20 protein-coding genes and 1 other annotated feature are annotated in these 17,655 nt (G+C 57.1%); of the genes, 7 read left to right on the top strand and 13 right to left on the bottom strand.

What is annotated here, in order from left to right:
* Positions 1-42: 42 nt before the first annotated feature.
* Positions 43-1,227 (bottom strand): purine ribonucleoside efflux pump NepI, encoded by a 1,185-nt coding sequence (nepI, locus tag IAE50_RS11150; protein ID WP_200580273.1) that lies wholly within the window; start codon positions 1,225-1,227, stop codon positions 43-45.
* A 96-nt stretch (positions 1,228-1,323) separates the two neighbouring features.
* Positions 1,324-1,776: a DUF1198 domain-containing protein gene (locus IAE50_RS11145; protein WP_054803550.1), complete on the bottom strand. Its 453-nt coding sequence runs from the start codon at positions 1,774-1,776 to the stop codon at positions 1,324-1,326.
* A 157-nt stretch (positions 1,777-1,933) separates the two neighbouring features.
* On the opposite strand from IAE50_RS11145, the gene IAE50_RS11140 reads away from it, so the two are divergent.
* Positions 1,934-3,967 carry a DUF4034 domain-containing protein gene (locus IAE50_RS11140; RefSeq protein WP_200580272.1) on the top strand — a complete coding sequence of 678 codons (2,034 nt, stop codon included), beginning with the start codon at positions 1,934-1,936 and terminating at the stop codon, positions 3,965-3,967.
* 153 nt (positions 3,968-4,120) lie between these two features.
* On the opposite strand, the gene ilvN is transcribed toward IAE50_RS11140, so the two are convergent.
* The 3 genes from ilvN to ivbL all read right to left on the bottom strand — a co-directional run bounded on the left by ilvN (position 4,121) and on the right by ivbL (position 6,301).
* Positions 4,121-4,405, bottom strand: coding sequence for an acetolactate synthase small subunit (gene ilvN / locus IAE50_RS11135; protein ID WP_076769298.1), 285 nt, complete (start codon positions 4,403-4,405; stop codon positions 4,121-4,123).
* Positions 4,406-4,408: 3 nt separating this feature from the next.
* Positions 4,409-6,097 carry an acetolactate synthase large subunit gene (gene ilvB / locus IAE50_RS11130; protein ID WP_042715094.1) on the bottom strand — a complete coding sequence of 563 codons (1,689 nt, stop codon included), beginning with the start codon at positions 6,095-6,097 and terminating at the stop codon, positions 4,409-4,411.
* Between the two features lie 105 nt (positions 6,098-6,202).
* Positions 6,203-6,301, bottom strand: coding sequence for an ilvB operon leader peptide IvbL (gene ivbL / locus IAE50_RS11125; RefSeq protein WP_124966939.1), 99 nt, complete (start codon positions 6,299-6,301; stop codon positions 6,203-6,205).
* A gap of 17 nt (positions 6,302-6,318) precedes the next feature.
* Here ivbL and IAE50_RS11120 point away from each other — a divergent pair, with 17 nt between their 5' ends.
* The 4 genes from IAE50_RS11120 to emrD all read left to right on the top strand — a co-directional run bounded on the left by IAE50_RS11120 (position 6,319) and on the right by emrD (position 9,227).
* Entirely contained in the window at positions 6,319-6,648 is a 330-nt protein-coding gene (locus tag IAE50_RS11120; RefSeq protein ID WP_200580271.1) for a hypothetical protein, read from the top strand.
* Positions 6,649-6,816: 168 nt separating this feature from the next.
* A complete protein-coding gene (gene tisB, locus IAE50_RS26730; protein ID WP_076769296.1) occupies positions 6,817-6,912 on the top strand; it encodes a type I toxin-antitoxin system toxin TisB in 96 nt (31 codons plus the stop codon).
* A 119-nt stretch (positions 6,913-7,031) separates the two neighbouring features.
* Positions 7,032-7,865, top strand: coding sequence for a DMT family transporter (locus IAE50_RS11110; RefSeq protein WP_094423020.1), 834 nt, complete (start codon positions 7,032-7,034; stop codon positions 7,863-7,865).
* Between the two features lie 177 nt (positions 7,866-8,042).
* Entirely contained in the window at positions 8,043-9,227 is a 1,185-nt protein-coding gene (gene emrD / locus IAE50_RS11105) for a multidrug efflux MFS transporter EmrD (RefSeq protein ID WP_200135094.1), read from the top strand.
* On the opposite strand, the gene IAE50_RS11100 is transcribed toward emrD, so the two are convergent.
* From IAE50_RS11100 to IAE50_RS11085, 4 genes are all read right to left on the bottom strand, one after another.
* The gene (locus tag IAE50_RS11100; RefSeq protein WP_200580270.1) at positions 9,130-10,218 is read right to left on the bottom strand and encodes a cellulase family glycosylhydrolase; all 1,089 of its coding nucleotides are present in this window, start codon (positions 10,216-10,218) and stop codon (positions 9,130-9,132) included. The two genes, emrD and IAE50_RS11100, sit on opposite strands and share 98 nt — an antisense overlap.
* Before the next feature lie 94 nt (positions 10,219-10,312).
* The gene (locus IAE50_RS11095) at positions 10,313-10,663 is read right to left on the bottom strand and encodes a DUF202 domain-containing protein (RefSeq protein ID WP_042715099.1); all 351 of its coding nucleotides are present in this window, start codon (positions 10,661-10,663) and stop codon (positions 10,313-10,315) included.
* Entirely contained in the window at positions 10,653-11,000 is a 348-nt protein-coding gene (locus tag IAE50_RS11090) for a YidH family protein (RefSeq protein ID WP_042715102.1), read from the bottom strand. The genes IAE50_RS11095 and IAE50_RS11090 overlap by 11 nt, the downstream gene beginning before the upstream one ends.
* A gap of 33 nt (positions 11,001-11,033) precedes the next feature.
* A complete protein-coding gene (locus IAE50_RS11085; RefSeq protein WP_200580269.1) occupies positions 11,034-12,704 on the bottom strand; it encodes a putative transporter in 1,671 nt (556 codons plus the stop codon).
* Between the two features lie 275 nt (positions 12,705-12,979).
* Between IAE50_RS11085 and oxlT the strand changes: the two genes are divergently transcribed.
* Complete coding sequence (gene oxlT / locus IAE50_RS11080) at positions 12,980-14,245, top strand: oxalate/formate MFS antiporter (protein ID WP_200580268.1); 1,266 nt, start codon at positions 12,980-12,982, stop codon at positions 14,243-14,245.
* Positions 14,246-14,353: 108 nt separating this feature from the next.
* Here oxlT and IAE50_RS11075 read toward each other — a convergent pair whose 3' ends face one another.
* The 4 genes from IAE50_RS11075 to ibpA form a co-directional block, all read right to left on the bottom strand.
* Entirely contained in the window at positions 14,354-14,821 is a 468-nt protein-coding gene (locus IAE50_RS11075) for a hypothetical protein (RefSeq protein ID WP_200580267.1), read from the bottom strand.
* Entirely contained in the window at positions 14,821-15,954 is a 1,134-nt protein-coding gene (locus tag IAE50_RS11070) for an AAA family ATPase (RefSeq protein WP_200580266.1), read from the bottom strand. Before IAE50_RS11070 ends, IAE50_RS11075 begins: the two co-directional genes overlap by 1 nt.
* 103 nt (positions 15,955-16,057) lie before the next feature.
* Entirely contained in the window at positions 16,058-16,489 is a 432-nt protein-coding gene (ibpB, locus tag IAE50_RS11065; protein ID WP_042715111.1) for a small heat shock chaperone IbpB, read from the bottom strand.
* Between the two features lie 108 nt (positions 16,490-16,597).
* On the bottom strand, positions 16,598-17,011 hold the full coding sequence (ibpA, locus tag IAE50_RS11060) for a small heat shock chaperone IbpA (protein ID WP_042715112.1): 414 nt from the start codon (positions 17,009-17,011) through the stop codon (positions 16,598-16,600).
* Positions 17,005-17,076: a sequence feature (ROSE (Repression Of Heat Shock gene Expression) occurs in the 5'-region of heat shock genes and acts as an RNA thermometer to modulate expression.), on the bottom strand. Its footprint overlaps the gene before it by 7 nt.
* 248 nt (positions 17,077-17,324) lie before the next feature.
* Between ibpA and IAE50_RS11055 the strand changes: the two genes are divergently transcribed.
* Positions 17,325-17,654: a YceK/YidQ family lipoprotein gene (locus IAE50_RS11055; protein WP_042715115.1), complete on the top strand. Its 330-nt coding sequence runs from the start codon at positions 17,325-17,327 to the stop codon at positions 17,652-17,654.
* Position 17,655: the final 1 nt, after the last annotated feature.

The following is a 17,655-nucleotide window of genomic DNA, read 5'->3' as shown; positions in this document are numbered from 1 at the left end:
ATTGTAGGCCGGGTAAGCGCAGCGCCACCCGGCATTTTGAGGTCAGGCTCTGACCTTCACTTTTGCCGCCACCAGCAGCGCGGTGAGCAGCATCAGGCCGCCGGAGAGCATCAACGGCGAGAGCAGGCCGTAATGATCGAGGGCGAAGCCGCCAATCGCCGCGCCGCAGGTATTCGCCAATTGAATAACCGCCACCTGGATCGAACCGGCTTTTTCTGCCTGGTCGGCAAGGGTACGAGTGATCCACGTTGACCAGCCCACCGGAATCAGGGCGAAGCCCAACCCCCAGACAATGGCGATCCCCGCCGCAACCACCTTATCGCTGCCCCACAAAATCAGCACCAGCGCGCTCATCGCCAGCGTCAGCGGCGCAAGGGCCAGCGTCATTTTCACCGAGCGCTTCATCACCACTGACGAGAACGAGGTGCCGACGAAACTGGCGATACCAAAACTGAGCAGCACCAGCGTCAGCCCATCGACGCTGAAACCGGCAAGGGTCGTATAGACCGGGCGAATGTAGGTAAAGAAGGAGAACTGGCCGGCGAAGACCATGAAAATCGCCAGCATTCCCGCCGCAACGCCGGGGCGTTTCAGCAGGCCAAACATATTCTGGTGCTGCTCGGTCTGCCCTGGCAGCGACGGCAGCGCCATCCACACCCAGATAATACAGGCCACGCCCATCAGCGCTGCGCCGTTAAAGACGTTACGCCAGCCGATAATCCCGCCAAGAAAACTGCCCAGCGGCGCGGCAATCACCAGCGCAATCGACACCGCGCCAAAGATGACCGACAGCGCTTTCGGCACCGTGCGCATCGGCACTAAACGCATGGTCAGCGAGGCCGACATCGCCCAGAAGCCGCCAAGCGCCAGCCCAAGGCAGGCGCGCCCGACTAACAGCAGGGTAAAGCTGGTGGCAAACGAGACCAGCAGGCAGGAGAGGGTCAGCAGCAGCGCAAAGGCGAACACCACATAGCGGCGGTCGGTGGTGCGAATAATGTTGGTAATAAACAGGCTGGCGAACATCGCCACAAAAGCGGTCACGGTGACGGTTTGCCCGGCAAGCCCTTCGGAGACGCCCAAATCCAGCGCCATCGGCGTCAGCAGGCTGACCGGCAGAAACTCAACGGTGATCAAGCATGCTACACAGAAGGCCACGGCGAAAACGGCGGACCAGTTCGGCCGCGTGACCGGATCGGCTGAAGATTGCGCCATACTTTGCTCACTCATTGATTACCTGCTTAATTGTTAAACGTGAAAGTCGCGCAGTGTAACATTCATAAAGTGTGACGCAATTAACAATTCGGCAACTCTTCAGCATCGCTATCAGTGCAGCCAATAGACACCCTCTTCCGGTGCGAAGAGCGCGTTATAACGCATCTGAAAATTGCTCAGTTCGGCTTTATCCGGATCGATTTCACGCAGAAAGCCGAGCGCCAGGCGTAATTGCGCATCGGTAATCGGTGCCGCAAGCCGTGCTTTCTGCATCAGGCGGTGCCAGTAGTGAAAATTTTGCTCACCGCTATCCACAATCGCCACCTGCCAGATCAGCAGCAGCTGCGCCGCGTTTTGCAGGTGCGCTTCATCGGGACGCGCTAAATAGCGCAGAAATTCATTGCCCGCAGTTTTGCCCATCTGATCAATCATCGACTCCACCGGCACGGGTTGAATATTAAGCCGGTCGGTAAGACGGCGGATCGCACGGCGGGAATCGGAGGTTAATACCCGAAAACCAATCACAAAGACCACCACCAGCGTGGCCAACATCAACCAGATCATACGTTCTCCCGCAGCGAAAAGAGGCTCATCATACGGGCAAATCGGCGTCGACTAACAGCGCTAAGTGCGCTCAAACACCTAAATCAGGGGTTTGTACCTGCCGCTTTTTTTCGTGACAATGGACACCATTTTTCTCACATCTCCCTTATGAGGCACCATGATTTCACTGGATGAGATTTTTTCCGTCCGCCAGCAGCTGCGCGATTTGATGCACGCCGGGGAGTTTGAAGCCCTTACCCGCTACTATGCCGCCGCCGAGGCGCGCTGGCAGCAGGATCGCGATGATGCGTTTTTTCCCATCATCAGCCAGTACACCTTTCTCTTTACCCCGCAGTTATATAGCGAAGAGAAGATCGTCGAACTGCTGACCGCCTGGCATCAACAGCAGCCGCAGGCCCATTACCCCTGTGCGATGCTGGCTCAGCGCTGGCTTAATATCGCTGGCGACGCGCGCGGCGGCCACTACGCTGACCGGGTGACCGCCACCCAGTGGAGCCGCGCCCGCATCAGTAGCGATCTGCTCTTTTACTGGGCGGCGAAGGCCATCTCCCTGAATAACCAGACGCCTTTTCTCTATTACCTGCTGCTGACGGCGAGCGGGCACTTTAACCAACCCGCGTGGTTCGAGGAGCCGCATCAGCCGATAGCGCTCGATCTGAGCGCTTATTCAGACGCAGCGCTGGCCTTTGCCCGCGAAAAAGGCGGTTTACCGCTCTCCAGTGAGCCGATTTACACCGGTCTGCCAGTGGCCGATGAGCAGGAAGCGGAGATGGCGCCGCTTTACTGGCTCAACCGCGCGCTGGAGTGCGACCCGGAAAGCATGCCGGTGCGCGAGCAGTTTATCTATTACCTCTACCCGCGCTGGTACGGCGATGATGAGCATGTCGCCATCGATAACTTTTTAGCCAGCAACTACTGCACCACGTTGCCGGAGCTTAAGCGCAACAAGCTCTACAGCGTGAAGTGGCTGGATAAGCTCGGCAACCCCGAATACTGGCCCGATAAGCACAGCGGTAAAGCGATCGGCGCGTTCGATGAGGAGTTCCAGCAGATGCTGGCCCTGCCGATGGAGCCGGAAGATAAGGCAGCGCTGCACCTCACCTGCCTGGATACCTACGTCCATTTCCTGCTGGACGACGATTACACCTTCTACGCCCATAGCCCGCTCTTCGCGCGGCGCATTTATGAGAGCATTGAGTTTATGCTCAACCACGGTTCAGTCCGGCTGCTGTTTGCCCAGGAAGGGGCATTACTCTTCTGGCTGCTGTCGGTGCTGTGCCATAAAGAGTACGCGCTGCAAGATGAGAAGGGGCTCTTCCCGCGCTATATCGCGCTGACCGGCGCGCGCTGCGAAAACGACACCGAACTGCTGCTGAGCGCCTATCTGCGTTTGCAGACGCTGGAGGGTGTTCATCTTCCTGGCCCGGCAGAGCCGTGGCTTGCGCGCCTGAAGCAGACGGACGATCGCATCGGGCCGGACAAGCTGAACGTGCTGCTCAACCGTCTCTGCTTCTTCCAGCAGAAAGCGCAGGCGCAGGGCTTTTTAACGCTGCTCGCCGAACATGACGTGATCCCCGCCCTGCTGCTGTTAAGCGATATTCACAGTGGCCTGGCACCGGTTGCGGCGACCAATTTGCTGATTACGCCCTCCGCAGAGTCGGCGGCCGTAGCGCTTGATCGCGCCTGCCAGAACCGCTCGCCGGAAGCACTGTTCCGCAAAAGCCGCATTCTGGAAGCGCAACACGGAAGAGAGGCCCAGCCCGAGCGCCTGAAGCTGTTAGAGGAGGCGACCCGCCGCGGACACGCGCTGGCGCATTATGATTATGCCTGTGCGCTCTTCTGGTCGCGCGATGTGGAGCATCAGCGGCTGGCGGTGGAAAAAGTGTGTGCGGAGGTGCTGCTTGAGTCGCGTGTTGAAGAGGAGAAGCTGGCCTATATCGCCTATCTCTACGCATTTGGCGTGCTGAATCAACGCGGCGGTATGCGTAAAAATGTCTGGCTGTTTATCCGCTGGATTAACTACGCCATCGAGCTTTGGCCGGACGAGCACTACCAAAAAATGCAGCAGTTCTTCGAATCGCGTTACGTCAACTTTTTAGTGGTTCGCTTCCTGGCGAAGCGGGATAAGAAGCGGGCACCCGAGTGGCAAGTGGATTTACTGGGCAAGCTTGGCGTACTGGAGGATGAGTAATGTCTTATATCGGTTATATTCTGTTCGTCGTGGTACTTGTGGTCGTCGGCGTGAGAACCAATAAGAAGTCGCGCTACTACCTCAGCACCCCGCTGCCGCGCAAAAAATAGGGCGTAGCGCGCCGCCTTAACGGGCGGCGTGCCGCTTTAGCGCTTACTCAAAAAAGAGCCCCAGCTTATTGAACACGCCGGGATCGCTCTGGTGACGGATGATCTGCACCACATCTTCCAGCTTGTCGATCTGGCTTATCATCTGCTCAAGACGCTGATCGTTGGCGACCTGGAGCCAGATGCGGCTCTGCTCGCCGTTCTGGAGCGGTAAACAGAGAATGCCCTCCACGTTGAACGCCCGACGGGCAAATAGCCCGCAGACGTGGGTCATTACGCCCGGGTGGTTACGCACGGTGAGTTCAAGAATGACGTTATCAGTGCTCTGCATGGTTTATTCCCCCACCATTTCTGTATTCGCCGCGCCCGGCGGCACCATCGGGTAGACTTTCTGTTGTGGATCGATGCGCACATGCACCAGCGCAGGTCCTGGGCGGTCAATAATCTCCTGCAACGCGGCCTGCGGATCGGCGGCGGCGTTTAAATCGCAGGTGTGCAGGCCAAACCCGGCGGCAATCTGCACAAAGTTAACCATGCCCGGATAGGTCGCGGCAAAGACGCCGGATTTGTAGAACAGACTCTGCTGTTGATGCACCAGCCCCAGCGCCTCGTTATTCATCAGGATGATTTTGACATCGAGATTGTTTTCCGCCGCCGTCGCCATCTCCTGAATATTCATCATCAGGCTGCCGTCGCCGGAGAAGCAGATCACCTTCCGTTCCGGGTTCGCCAGCGCCGCGCCGATCGCCGTCGGCAGACCAAAGCCCATGGTGCCGAGGCCGCCAGAGGTGAGCCACTGGCGCGGGCGATTGAGCGGATAGGCTTGCGCCGTCCACATCTGATGCTGCCCAACGTCGGTAGTGATAATCGCCTCATCATCAACGCAGGCTGCCACCGCGTTAATCAGCCCATAGTGGCTCAAGGGATCGCTGTTCTGCGCAATGGAGGAGGGAAACTCCGCTTGCAGCTGTTCGACGGTGTTACGCCAGGCGTGGCGCGCGCTCGCCTCAATCTGTGGAATCAATACATCCAATACTTCGCCGACATCGCCCTGGATCGCGACATGCGCCTGCTTCACTTTCCCCAGCTCGGCGCGGTCGATATCAACATGAATGATTTTGGCATTCGGACAGAACTGCTCGGTTTTGCCAATCGCCCGGTCATCAAAACGCGCCCCCAGCACAATCAGCAGATCCGCCTCTTGCAGAATGAAGTTGGTGCTGCGCGCGCCGTGCATGCCAAGCATGCCGAGGGAGAGCGGGTGGTGTTTCGGCAGCATGCCGAGCGCCATCAGCGTCATGGTCGTTGGCAGGCTGGCTTTCTCCGCCAGCAGGCGAATTTGCTGCGGCGCATTGATCACCCCGCCGCCCAGGTAGAGCACCGGGCGCTGCGCGGCGTTGATCATCTCCGCCGCGGCACGAACGTCATGCGCATTCCACGCCGGAGCCGGGGCTTTAACGCCCGGTTCCGGCAGCTCGCTTAAGGTGATCTCCGCAGTCTGCACATCTTTAGGAATATCTATCCACACCGGGCCGGGACGGCCGGACTGCGCAATGCGGAACGCATCGCTGATCACCTGCGGCAGTTCGGCAATGTCGCGGACCAGATAGTTGTGTTTAGTGATGGGGATAGAGATGCCGTAAGTGTCCACTTCCTGAAACGCGTCGGTGCCGATCATTGAAGCGGGCACCTGGCCGGTAATGCAGACCAGCGGGATGGAGTCGAGGCGCGCGTCGGCGATGGCGGTAACCAGATTGGTTGCACCCGGCCCGCTACAGGCGAGACAGACCGCCGGTTTTCCCTGCGTGCGCGCCATTCCCTGAGCGATAAAACCGGCACCCTGTTCGTGGCGGGCCAGCACGTGGCGAATCTGCGTACTTTGGCTCAGGGCATCGTACAGCGGCAAAACGGTGCCGCCCGGAATGCCGGTAACGGTGGTAATGCCCTGACGCTCGAGTAAATGAACAATCAGCTGCGCGCCGGTGTAGCGCGTGGATTGAGGAGTGCTTTCCGAACTTGCCATGCTCCAGTCCTTCTTATTCTGGGCCGACTTTCCGGGAGGGATAAAACAAGAAACCCCGCCCGGTTTGCGCCGGCGGGGTTTTGGAATCGTGTGTTGTTCCGGACCCTACGGCGCATTGCCGACGACCACCACCACACGCACGACGACCACCGCGGCGTTGTGCGCGGTTTTTAGTAGGTTCATCGGTTTAGTGGCAGCGTTCATGGGGGACCTGTTGTTGTGTGAACAATTTTTATGTCATTAACGAGATTTATACAAACACAGGAATCATTCGCCGACAACTGCTTTTTACGCACCGGCAGCAAAGTGGGCCATTGATCACATTTCTTATTGCCGAAATGACAACAAAAAACCCCGCCGGAGCGAGGTTTTTTTTGCAGCTTTTTGCGGCTGGTGACCGCAAGCACACTGCGTTACGTCAACAGCGGAACTATACGCTATATCGTCCGGTTGCGCAATTTTTACACATAATCATCCGCATTAAGTATGGCTCAATGGCGCAAAAACAACCAATAATTACTGTATATAAATACAGTGCTCGCATATACTGATGTTGCGCATCTGTGTGGGGGCCGCAACTACGGCGCGCTAAGTCCTGGCTGAAACGGGTGGTGCCGTCAGCGCCTTAACCCCTTGAGAGCACACTGCGTTACGCCAACAACACGGCTGATAACAGGCAGCGGAAAGGTAAGTCAGCCGGTGCTCCTTTACCTGAGGAGATGCGTATGGGCCAGACGGAGATGGTTATCCTGATCCTGAAACTCATTGTTGCCTTGTTGCAACTACTTGAAGCAGTCCTGAAGTTTGTTCGTTAACTCAGGTTCAAGTCGCACCAAAGGGGGGCGGGCAACCGCCCCTCTTTACTATTCGCGTTCTGGCGTGCCTTGCGCCGGTCATGTTACATTTCGGTGACATTTCCCGTGCGCAGGTCGCCATGACGCTTTCGGTTTTCTGCATTCTGCTCTTCGCCGCACTGCTCCACGCCAGCTGGAACGCCATTGTCAAAGCGGGCAGCGATAAGCTCTATTCCGCCATTGCCGTGAGCGGATTTGCCGCGCTAATTGCGCTGATATTGCTCCCTTTTTCTCCCCAGCCAACGCTTGCCAGCGCGCCCTACCTCGCCCTCTCCTGTGCTCTGCAAGTGGTTTATACCGTGCTGGTCGCCAAAACCTACCAGGTCTCAGAGATGAGCCAGACCTACCCGCTGATGCGCGGCACCGCGCCGCTGCTGGTGGCGTTAGTCAGCGTGCTGTTTCTCGGTGATGCCCTGAGCGCGGTGGCGTGGAGCGGGATTGCGGTGATCTGCCTGTCGATTCTCGGCATGGCATTTAACGGGCGCAGCCAGTCGCGCACCGGGATCTGGCTGGCGCTGCTTAACGCCTGTTTTATCGCCAGCTATACGCTGGTGGATGGTACCGGCGTGCGCCTCTCCGGCACGGCGCTCGGGTACACCCTCTGGACCTTCTTCCTCAACGGTTTCTGCCTGCTGCTGTGGGCGATGGTGGCGCGCCGCCACGCCGTTTCCCGTTATCTGGTTGCTAACTGGAAATCAGGGCTGCCGGGCGGCATCGGTACGCTCGGCTCCTACGGCCTGGCGCTATGGGCGATGACGCAAGCGCCGCTGGCGGTAGTGGCTGCGCTGCGTGAAACCTCAATACTTTTCGGCGCGCTGTTAGCCTGCTTTGTGCTCAAAGAGCGCGTGGCAGGCGTGCGCGTTGTTGCCGCCTGCGGTATTGCCGCCGGGGCGATCCTGCTGCGTCTTTCGTAGATCATTCTGGCAACAAAAGTTGCCGATAATTGTTTAGAAATCCTGCCTGGCACCCTTTGCCAATTACTGAGTCCCCTGGTGGCTCATCCCACGCCTTGTGGTAGATTCCTCCGCAACCTAGGCTGCATTGCAGCTATATATTCTATAATTCTTCACTTTTTAAAAGTAATCATCGATATGAAAAGGCAGAGAAACGTCAATTTGTTATTGATGCTGGTGCTTCTGGTCGCGGTCGGCCAGATGGCGCAAACCATCTATATTCCGGCGATGGCCGATATGGCGCACGATCTGGCGGTGAGTAAAGGGGCGGTACAGAGCGTAATGGCGGCCTACCTGCTGACCTATGGCGTCTCGCAACTCTTTTACGGCCCGCTGGCCGACAGAGTGGGGCGCCGTCCGGTGATCCTCGCGGGCATGTCGATCTTCATGCTGGCGACGCTTATCGCTATCACCACCAACAGCTTACTGGTGCTGATCCTCGCCAGCGCCCTGCAGGGCGTCGGCACCGGCGTCGGGGGCGTGATGGCGCGCACCCTGCCGCGCGATCTCTATGCGGGCAGCGAGCTTCGGCATGCCAATAGCTTGTTAAATATGGGTATTCTGGTCAGCCCGCTGCTGGCACCGCTGATTGGCGGCGTGCTCAACACGCTGGTGAACTGGCGCGCCTGCTTTATCTTCTTACTGGTGCTGTGTGTGATTGTCACCTACAGCATGGCGCGCTGGATGCCGGAAACGCGTCCGCTGGATGCGCCGCGCTCGCGGCTGATCACCAGCTATAAAACCCTGCTCGGTAACGGCGCGTTTAGCTGTTATCTGCTGATGCTGATTGGCGGCCTGGCGGGCATCGCGGTGTTTGAGGCCTGCTCTGGGGTGCTGATGGGCGGCGTACTGGGGCTAAACAGTATGATGGTGAGCGTGCTGTTTATCCTGCCTATTCCGGCGGCGTTTTTCGGCGCGTGGTTTGCCGGACGGCAGAATAAACGCTTCACCACGCTGATGTGGCAGGCGTCGTTAAGCTGCCTGCTGGCCGGTATCCTGATGTGGATCCCCGGCATCCTCGGCGTAATGACTATCTGGACCTTAGTGGTGCCCGCCGCGCTCTTCTTCTTCGGTGCCGGGATGCTCTTCCCGCTGGCAACCAGCGGCGCGATGGAGCCGTTCCCCTTCTTAGCCGGTACGGCGGGCGCGCTGATTGGCGGCCTGCAAAATATGGGTTCCGGCGGGCTGGCGTGGCTCTCTGCGCAACTGCCGCAAAACAGCCAGTTTAGCCTTGGGATGCTGATGACGCTGGCCGGGCTGCTGATTGTGTTGTGCTGGCTGCCGCTGGCGTCGCGCCCTGGCCACCACGAACAGGCGGTTTGACCTCATGATGGCCCGGCTTCTGGTCGGGCTTTTCGCAGGTTGGCGTAATCATCTCTTTTAGCAGCGGCGCGGGCGCGGGCCGCCATGCGCCCTCTTCACCATCATAAAACTGCGTATCGGCATTAATCGCATACGGGATTTTCGCCCGGTTCAGCTCACACGCCATAAAGCGGGCGAAGGCCATCTGCGAGGCGGTCGGCGCATTTTTTATCGACTCGCCCACCGCCCAGCCACCGACCCAACTGGCGTGGCCGGTTTTTTGCTGCCAGCGCAGCGCCGCAGCGATACGGGCGCGGATCGCCGCTTTTTCGGCCGCCGTGCCGGAAGTCCACGGGTATTTGCCGTTACTTTTCAGCGGCCCCCACGGAAAGATATGCCACTCCGCCAGCAGGTAGTTCTGGCTGTGCGCAGGCAGCCGCAGCGAGGCGAGATCCTCAGGCGCGGCGCGCAATCGCGGGGCGATGAAGATCATACGCTGGGCATCAATCTGATGCAGAGTGCGCACGACATTATCGTAAGTACGATTCAAGGCGGGCAGATCGCGGTTCAGTTTGTCGGCGGGTTCATAAATCACATCAAAACCGAGCGTCGGATGCTCGCTGCCAAAAAATTGCCCGACGGTCGTCCACCAGGCCACCAGCTGCGCTTCGGTTTTTGCGTTGGGATCGGCTTTAAAACCATCGGCCTGATACGCGATGATCGGCGTTACGCCGTAGGCTTCGCAGGCTTCTACCAGCTTACGCAGGTGGATCAGCCGCGCTTCGGTCATATTATCCGCCACGCGAATACGAACATGCCGAATGCCAGCGTTGTAAAAATCACGCACCACCAGCGGGTCAAATTCGCGGATGCCGCGCTCGGTGCGCGCCCAGTCAACGTCCATGCCAACGCCCAACTGCTGCGCGTAACGCGCCGCCGTCAGCGGAGTATCGGCGGCATACACAGCGGTTGCCGCCAGCAACATAACAACAGCAATCAGTGGCTTTAACACGGTTGACCTTGCGAAAATCGGGGGTGATTACATGTATTTAGCATGCTTTTGCTCAGTGCGCGTAGCGGCAAAGCGTAATAAATTTTTCCCGCGCTCAGAGCAGAAGCCATAACTGGCGAATATGGGTAACGGCGAACAGCAGGGCGAGAGAGAAGACGCCAAGGGCGATAAGCAGCTTGTCACGCACGCTGCCGGGCAACGCGAAGTCACCGGCGTTCACATCCATGCGCTGCCGCAGATGGGTATAACGCCAGAGGATACCCGCCACCAGCGCCAGCAGCGCGAGGGAGATCCAGAACGGCGTGCCCGATTGCTGCCAGTTATGCTTTACCGCCAGCGCCATCAGCGCGCCATAGCCGAACAGCGTGCGTAGCCAGGCGAGCGAGGTGCGCTCCGGCTGCAAACCAGGGTCGACGGCGCGGCGCGCTCTGCGGCTATCCGGCATAGAACACCAGCACCATCACCACTGCGGCGACCGCCGCCAGCGCCACACTGATAAGCAGCAGCGTGCGGGTGTAGGGCAGATCCTCTTTTAAGCGCATCGCTTTCTCATTACGCAACCAGCGCAGATAGCCATACAGCGCCAGCGCGCCGGCGAAGAGGCAGAGCAGCAGCGCCAGCGTTTCGCGGATCAGCGGCGTGGCAAACTGCGGTGCCAGCTGATCGAGGCCAACGCCCGCGGCGAGAAAGCCCAGCGCGGTGCGGATCCACGCAAGAAAGGTGCGCTCGTTGGCCAGCGAAAAGCGGTAATCGGGCGCTTCGCCGACGCGGGAGATTTTCATCAATACTCCTTATAAAGCAGGCCGTTCGCCAGGCTAAAACGCCTGACCCAGCCCCCAAAATAGCACCGCCAGGAGTTGAGGGGTAATAATGCGCAAAAACATCACCAGCGGATAGACCGTCGCATAGGAGAGCGCCGCCGCGCCGCTGGTGGCATGCAGGTTATTGGCGAAGGCCAGCGCCGGTGGATCGGTCATCGACCCGGCCAGCATACCGCAGAGGGTTAAGTAGTTCATATTGCCGAGCATCCGCGCCAGCACGCCGACGGTCAGCAGCGGAATGGCGGTAATAAAGATGCCGTAACACATCCACGTCACGCCTTCGCCGTGGGTTAGCGTGGCAAAGAAATCACCGCCGGACTTCAAGCCGACAACGGCCAGAAACAGCACAATGCCAAGCTCACGCAGCGCCAGGTTGGCGCTCGGCGGCATAAACCAGTAGAGCTTGCCGATGGTGCCGATGCGCCCGAGGATCAGCGCCATAATCAGCGGCCCGCCCGCCAGCCCAAGTTTTAAGGCCACCGGAAAGCCGGGAATAAACAGCGGCACCGAGCCGAGCAGCACACCGAGACCGATACCGATAAACACCGGTAGCATCTGCACCTGCTGTAATTTTTGCTGCGCGTTGCCCACTTCGCTGGCTACCGCCTCAATCGCCGCCGGTCGGCCAACCAGGTTGAGGATATCGCCAAACTGCAGGCTGGCGTCGGAGCTGGCAACCAGCTCCACCCCGGCGCGATTGAGGCGTGAAATCACCACGTCATAGCGCTCTTTCAGTTGCAGGTCGCGGATCTTTTTCCCCAGCACTTTTTCATTGGTCACCACCACCCGCTCAACGCGCAGATCTGTGCCGCGCGTTGAGAGGGAGGTCTCCACCTCTTTGCCAATCACCACCTGCGCGTTATGCAGATCGCGCGGCAGGCCGACCAGGTGCAGCAGATCGCCCGCCTGAATTACCGTGGTGGGCGAGGGCACCATCAGCAGCTCGTCCCGTTTCAGCCGTGAACAGATGATTTTGTCGCTGTTGAGCAGCGGCACATCCTGAATCGCCATATTGTTGAGGTTGCTGTTTTCCACCCGAACATTGATGGTGCGAATATGCGAGACGCCGCTATTGAGGGTGGCGTCGTGCTTGCGGGCCTCCTCATCCACATTGACGCGAAACAGCACCCGCAGCAGCCACATACTCAGCAAAATGCCGCAGATACCGAACGGGTAGGCCATCGCATAGCTGGTGCCCATTATATCCAGCTGTTCCACCGGCAGCCCCAAATCGCGCAGGATCTGCTGCCCGGCGCCAAGGGCGGGCGTATTGGTCACCGCGCCGGAGAAGATACCGAGCACCACCGGCAGCGGAATGGCGAAGAGTTTATGCAGGATCGCCGTGACCAGGCCGCCCAGCAGCACAATCAGGATGGCGAAGAGGTTGAGGCGCAGCCCCGAGACGCGCAGCGAGGCAAAGAACCCAGGCCCGACCTGGATACCAATGGTGTAGACGAAGAGGATCAGGCCGAACTCCTGCACGAACAGCAGCATCGGGCCGCTTAACGTTATTCCCAGCCGATCGGCGATGTGCCCAACAATAATTCCGCCAAACAGCACGCCGCCAATACCAAAGCCGATGCCGCGTATTTTGATGTTGCCGATCCACAGCCCAACCACTGCCACCAGCGCCAGCACACTGACCATTAACGCTATCTCACTCATGATCGAATCCCTTTCCATGATGATTAGGCTAATTCTCGCAGAGAAGAGAGCCGTTTTATGGGCGATGGCGCACAAAGTACAGGGCTTTTCGCGCCCTCTAATGTGGCGAACCGCGCACCATATAATGTGATGCTGCTCTCACTTAACGCATAGCTGAGGCGTCTACCCGCAGGCGAAACCCTGCGCCTGCTAACTCTCTTCTGATGATTCGTACGTTGGCAGGTTATGGCATGGTTAATGCACAACTCCACTTTTGTTAACAACAGGGTGGCAGAATGACAAATACAACCTTAACCAGCGTAGTGGTAGCAAGCCCGTCGAAGAAATGGGTGCAACTGGCGTTGGGCTTACTGTGCATGATCTCCATCTCCAGCCCGCAATATGTCTGGGCGCTGCTGGCAAAGCCGTTTATGGCCAAGCTGGGCGTCCCGCTGGCGGAGATCCAGCTCACCTTTTCACTGCTGATTATTCTGCAAACCTTCTTTTCCCCCTTCCAGGGCAAGCTGATTGATAAGTTTGGCCCGCGCCGGTTGATTGCCATTGGCACCGTGCTGAGCGGCGCGAGCTGGATGCTGACGGCGAACATCAGCAGCCTGACGGGGCTCTATCTCTGTTACGGCGTGATCGGCGGCCTCGGCACCGGCATTGTCTATATCGGCGTGGTCGGTTTGATGGTGCGCTGGTTCCCCGAAAAACGCGGCTTTGCCACAGGGATGGTGGCGGCAGGCTACGGTATGGGCGCGATCCTTACCACGTTTCCGGTAACGCAGTCGCTGGCCGCCAAAGGGCTGGAGAGCACGCTGTGGCAGTTCGGCCTGCTGATGGCCGCCCTCGGTTTTATCGCCAGCCAGGGGTTACGCGCGCCGCAGCATGCCAGCGCGCAGCCGGTGAGCAGCCCGTTGAAGATGAGCGAGAAGAGCTTCGCGCCGAAAGAGATGCTGCGCAAACCGCTGTTCTGGCTGATGTTTGTCATGATGACCATGATGTCCACCTCCGGGCTGATGGTCACTTCGCAGATGGCGATTTTCGCCGACGATTTCGGTATCACCGCCGTCACGGTGCTCGGCATGGCGGCGCTGCCGCTGGCGATGACCATCGACCGGTTTATGAATGGCTTAACGCGCCCGGTGTGCGGCTATATCTCTGATCGGATTGGGCGCGAAAACATGATGTTTGTCGCCTTCGGTCTGGAAGGGTGCGCGATGGCGCTGTGGCTGTTGTGCAAAGACGATCCGCTACTGTTTGTGCTGCTCTCCGGGGTGGTCTTTTTCGGCTGGGGCGAAATCTTCTCGCTCTTTCCGGCAACCCTCACCGACACCTTCGGTACGCAGCATGCCACCTCAAACTATGGCTGGCTCTATATCTCGCAGGGGATCGGCTCGATTTTCGGCGGCCCGCTGGCGGCGCTGCTCTACCAGCAGACCGGTAGCTGGAACCTGGTGTTTGGCTGTGCAATCACACTGGATATTCTCTGTGCGCTGCTCGCCCTCTTTGTGCTGAAACCCTGGCGCCAGCGTTTTTTGCAGAGCGTGCATGCCTAAATAAAAAAGGCTCCGCATGCGGAGCCTTATCTGCCGGGTGACGGCGATGCCTTAGATTGCATCCTGCTGTAGGCCTGGTAAGCGAAGCGCCACCAGGCAGTAGGTTTGTCAGAGGTTACTGGCTGCTACATCATAGGATTGATGTAACTGACGGATGCGCCCGATATCTGAATCGTTGGAGCAGAGCTCAAGGGTATTGCAGTGCGCGCTGCTGAAATGAAACACGTCAAACTTTCGTTTCTCCAGGTTACGCGCTGCGGCACCGGGTTGCGCCGCCTGCCAGCTATCGAAACGGAACAGATTGGCCGAAAGTTCAGAGATATCGCGCGTAATATCCAGTTCGGGAAAACCGTTCAGGGTGGCCTGAAGTTCATCAAAGTCAGCTTTATTTGACCAACTGACGCCACGCAACACTTCATAGCGAATCAACGGCGTAATAAACAGCGCCACATCATCGTCAGCCAGTAGCTGAGTAAGCATTGTTATCGCGGAGGTTTTCATTTCCACAGATGTTCTGCCGCTTTTATCAAATGCTGCATTCAGAAGGTTGGTATCCAGCAAAACTCTCCGTGTCATTACTCTTTCTCCTGCTGGTTGAGCAAGCGTAATAAGTTCGCTTTTGCATCCTGCTGCTCGTCGGCGCTGCTGTTCTCAAGCTTCATCTGGTTTAGATCAACGCTGAATACATCTTTCAGTATATCGGCCAGCGCGGCTTTATTCGGCGCGGCGATTTTTTTCGTCTTCACAACGCCATCACCGTCACGATAGAGGTTATACGCTTCACCCTCTTTAAGCTGCGCGAGAACAACAGAGGAGTGCGTGGTAATGTAAAAGGTCGTATTAGGAAACAGCTTCTTGAGCAACGGCACGATATTCGCCTGCCAGGAGAGGTGCAGGTGGCTCTCTATTTCATCGATAAAGACAACGCCCTTCACCTTCTGAATATTGCTTTCATTGGTGAAATAGCCGTAACCGGAAACAATCGCCTGAATCAGTTTGAGGATGGAGGTAAAACCGGAGCTGAGCTGGCTGATTTCTCTCACCTGCCCGTCAACTTTCAGACTCACCCGATCGTCGCCGCTAATCTGTAAAAACTCCGGATCGATTCGCGCATCAATTTCGTGCAATAAGCGGATAACAGTCGAAATTTCCACTTCGCGGTTATCTTCACTTTTTTGCCAGCGGTTAGAGGAGCGGGCAATTGAAATAAACCACTCCTGAATACTGGCTGACATATTCATGGAGCCGAAATCCGCCTCCATCTGCCGGGTCAGCGTCTGGAAGTAATACTTTCTGCGGTTCTCAAGATTGCCCAGCGAGGTGTTAGTTACGCTTGATTGTGTCTCGATTTTTCCACGTGCCTGGGCACCGAGAAAAACTATCGGGAGCGTGTTAGAAACCACTGACGGAAAATAGCTCTTTGCGGTCATCCATATAGGAGATTCCTCTTTTTCACGCTGCACGGTAAAAGGTTCGGGGCAATTTGTAGCAACAGATTTGAATTTAAAGAAGATCTGATCAAAACCCTCAAGGTTTTTTTTCACCAGCTCATTATTAAAAAACATAAACTGGAACAGCGCTTCCAGCATTTTGGTTTTACCGACGCCGTTGGGGCCGATAAAGGTATAAATTCGCTGGTTAGGTTCAAGCCTAAGCTGCGCGCGCCCAACGCCGATAAGTCCTTCAATCTCAAGCTCTTCGCCAAGCATAGCCGTCTCCTGAATGCCGCAATGGCTCCAGTGTATACCAGCCTGCAAAAGAAACAAAAAAGCCCTGCTCAGAAAGCAGGGCTTAGCGGTTTTATGCGCTGTTTTAGCTATTCAACGCCGGGCGCGAACTAATGGCGATGCGTTGCGGTTCGGCGCTTTCGGGCACGTTGCGCAGCAGATCGATATGCAGCAGGCCGTTCACGAACGTTGCGCCGGAGACTTCCATAAAATCGGCCAGCGTAAAGCTCAGGGTAAAGGGCTGGATCACCAGACCCTGATGGAGCCATTTCGGTTCGTTGGCCGGTTTTTCCGGCGTGCCTTTAATGGTCAGCCGACCATTTTCCAGCTGAATATCCAGCTCTTGCTGGCGGAAACCGGCCAGCGCAAGGGTAATGCGGTAGTGGTTGTCGTCGCTTTTTTCGATGTTGTAGGGCGGGAACGCCTGCTGATCAACATTGGTGGTTTGCAGAGCGTTTGCCAGTTTGTCGAAGCCAATCCACTGACGCAGAAGCGGGGATAAATCGTAGTTACGCATTGTGTTTCTCCTTCAAAGAAGCGAGTGAATACCTGCGAGCTTTCGGCTCACATATGCCCCCTGACGGCGAGCATGTCGGGAGTGGGCCGCGCGAGCGACCCGACGTAATTAGTTAATTTCAATACGGCGCGGTTTTTTCTCTTCGGGGATGACGCGCTCCAGTTCGATATAGAGCAGGCCGTTCACCAGGTTGGCGCCTTTGATTTGAATATTTTCTGCCAGCTGGAATTTACGCTCGAAGTTACGCTCGGCGATGCCCTGGTAGAGATACGAACGCTCTTTCTGTTCAGCGGCGTGGGAGCCTTTCACCACCAGCAGGTTATCCTGGGCGGTAATATCCAGTTCGCTTTCAGCGAAACCGGCCACGGCGATAGCAATGCGGTAGTGGTTTTCATCCACTAACTCAACGTTGTACGGAGGGTAACCGTTATTGCTCTGGTTCGGGTTGTTTTCCAGCAGGTTAAACAGGCGGTCAAAACCGATAGCTGAACGATAAAGCGGGGAGAGATCAAAATTACGCATAGTTAAAGCTCCTGAAATCAGCGAGTGTGTAAGACCTTCCATAATGGACCGATCTTCATGCCATATAGCCGAACACCCTTGCGGCGTGTTCTGCGGCTACAGTGATAAAATGTGGCTGTCGCGAATTTTTTCAAGGGCAAATTTTTGACTTTTTTTGCACTTTCTCTGACAGGGCATAGACTGGGGGTGGCCGCACAAAGGGTTAAAGTGCGAATGCCGCCACAGAGCGGAGCGCGAATGCTGTTGTTTTCGCAGGCGTAGGGCTATAAACGCCGTGACAGCATTCAGACAATAAAACAACGATGATTAATCGATGATGAAAACGCGTTTGATAGTTTCTGCACTGGTTTGCGGAGTGATGGTCTCGGGCTGTTCCAGCGTGATGTCGCATACGGGCGGCAAAGAGGGGCTTTATCCCGGCACAAAAGCGAGTTCGTCGATGATTTCCGATGACGATACCGGCATTGGTATGAAATCGCTGGTGGCGCTGGATATGCCCTTTACCGCTCTTCTCGACACGCTGTTGATACCCTGGGATCTCTTTCGCAGAGATAACTCGGTGAAAGCGAGAGTCGAAAAGAGCGAGCGGGAAAATGAGGCGATTAACTCACTTATCCCGCCCGCGCCGATGCCGGTGCACTGAT

This window comes from Kosakonia sp. S42, assembly GCF_016624785.1.
GTDB lineage: Bacteria > Pseudomonadota > Gammaproteobacteria > Enterobacterales > Enterobacteriaceae > Kosakonia > Kosakonia cowanii.
Note: the sequence above shows the minus strand (reverse complement) of the source record. Positions and strands in the feature narration are given on the sequence as shown.

Coding starts and splice junctions, on each gene's coding strand:
- ilvB (WP_042715094.1), bottom strand. CDS start 6,097: ATGGCAAGTTCGGAAAGCACTCCTCAATCCACGCGCTACACCGGCGCG.
- IAE50_RS11140 (WP_200580272.1), top strand. CDS start 1,934: ATGATTTCACTGGATGAGATTTTTTCCGTCCGCCAGCAGCTGCGCGAT.
- IAE50_RS11085 (WP_200580269.1), bottom strand. CDS start 12,704: ATGAGTGAGATAGCGTTAATGGTCAGTGTGCTGGCGCTGGTGGCAGTG.
- tisB (WP_076769296.1), top strand. CDS start 6,817: ATGCGTATGGGCCAGACGGAGATGGTTATCCTGATCCTGAAACTCATT.
- IAE50_RS11075 (WP_200580267.1), bottom strand. CDS start 14,821: ATGACACGGAGAGTTTTGCTGGATACCAACCTTCTGAATGCAGCATTT.
- IAE50_RS11090 (WP_042715102.1), bottom strand. CDS start 11,000: ATGAAAATCTCCCGCGTCGGCGAAGCGCCCGATTACCGCTTTTCGCTG.
- IAE50_RS11055 (WP_042715115.1), top strand. CDS start 17,325: ATGATGAAAACGCGTTTGATAGTTTCTGCACTGGTTTGCGGAGTGATG.
- IAE50_RS11110 (WP_094423020.1), top strand. CDS start 7,032: ATGACGCTTTCGGTTTTCTGCATTCTGCTCTTCGCCGCACTGCTCCAC.
- oxlT (WP_200580268.1), top strand. CDS start 12,980: ATGACAAATACAACCTTAACCAGCGTAGTGGTAGCAAGCCCGTCGAAG.
- ivbL (WP_124966939.1), bottom strand. CDS start 6,301: ATGAACGCTGCCACTAAACCGATGAACCTACTAAAAACCGCGCACAAC.
- emrD (WP_200135094.1), top strand. CDS start 8,043: ATGAAAAGGCAGAGAAACGTCAATTTGTTATTGATGCTGGTGCTTCTG.
- ibpB (WP_042715111.1), bottom strand. CDS start 16,489: ATGCGTAACTACGATTTATCCCCGCTTCTGCGTCAGTGGATTGGCTTC.
- ilvN (WP_076769298.1), bottom strand. CDS start 4,405: ATGCAGAGCACTGATAACGTCATTCTTGAACTCACCGTGCGTAACCAC.
- IAE50_RS11095 (WP_042715099.1), bottom strand. CDS start 10,663: ATGCCGGATAGCCGCAGAGCGCGCCGCGCCGTCGACCCTGGTTTGCAG.
- nepI (WP_200580273.1), bottom strand. CDS start 1,227: ATGAGTGAGCAAAGTATGGCGCAATCTTCAGCCGATCCGGTCACGCGG.
- IAE50_RS11145 (WP_054803550.1), bottom strand. CDS start 1,776: ATGATCTGGTTGATGTTGGCCACGCTGGTGGTGGTCTTTGTGATTGGT.
- IAE50_RS11070 (WP_200580266.1), bottom strand. CDS start 15,954: ATGCTTGGCGAAGAGCTTGAGATTGAAGGACTTATCGGCGTTGGGCGC.
- ibpA (WP_042715112.1), bottom strand. CDS start 17,011: ATGCGTAATTTTGATCTCTCCCCGCTTTATCGTTCAGCTATCGGTTTT.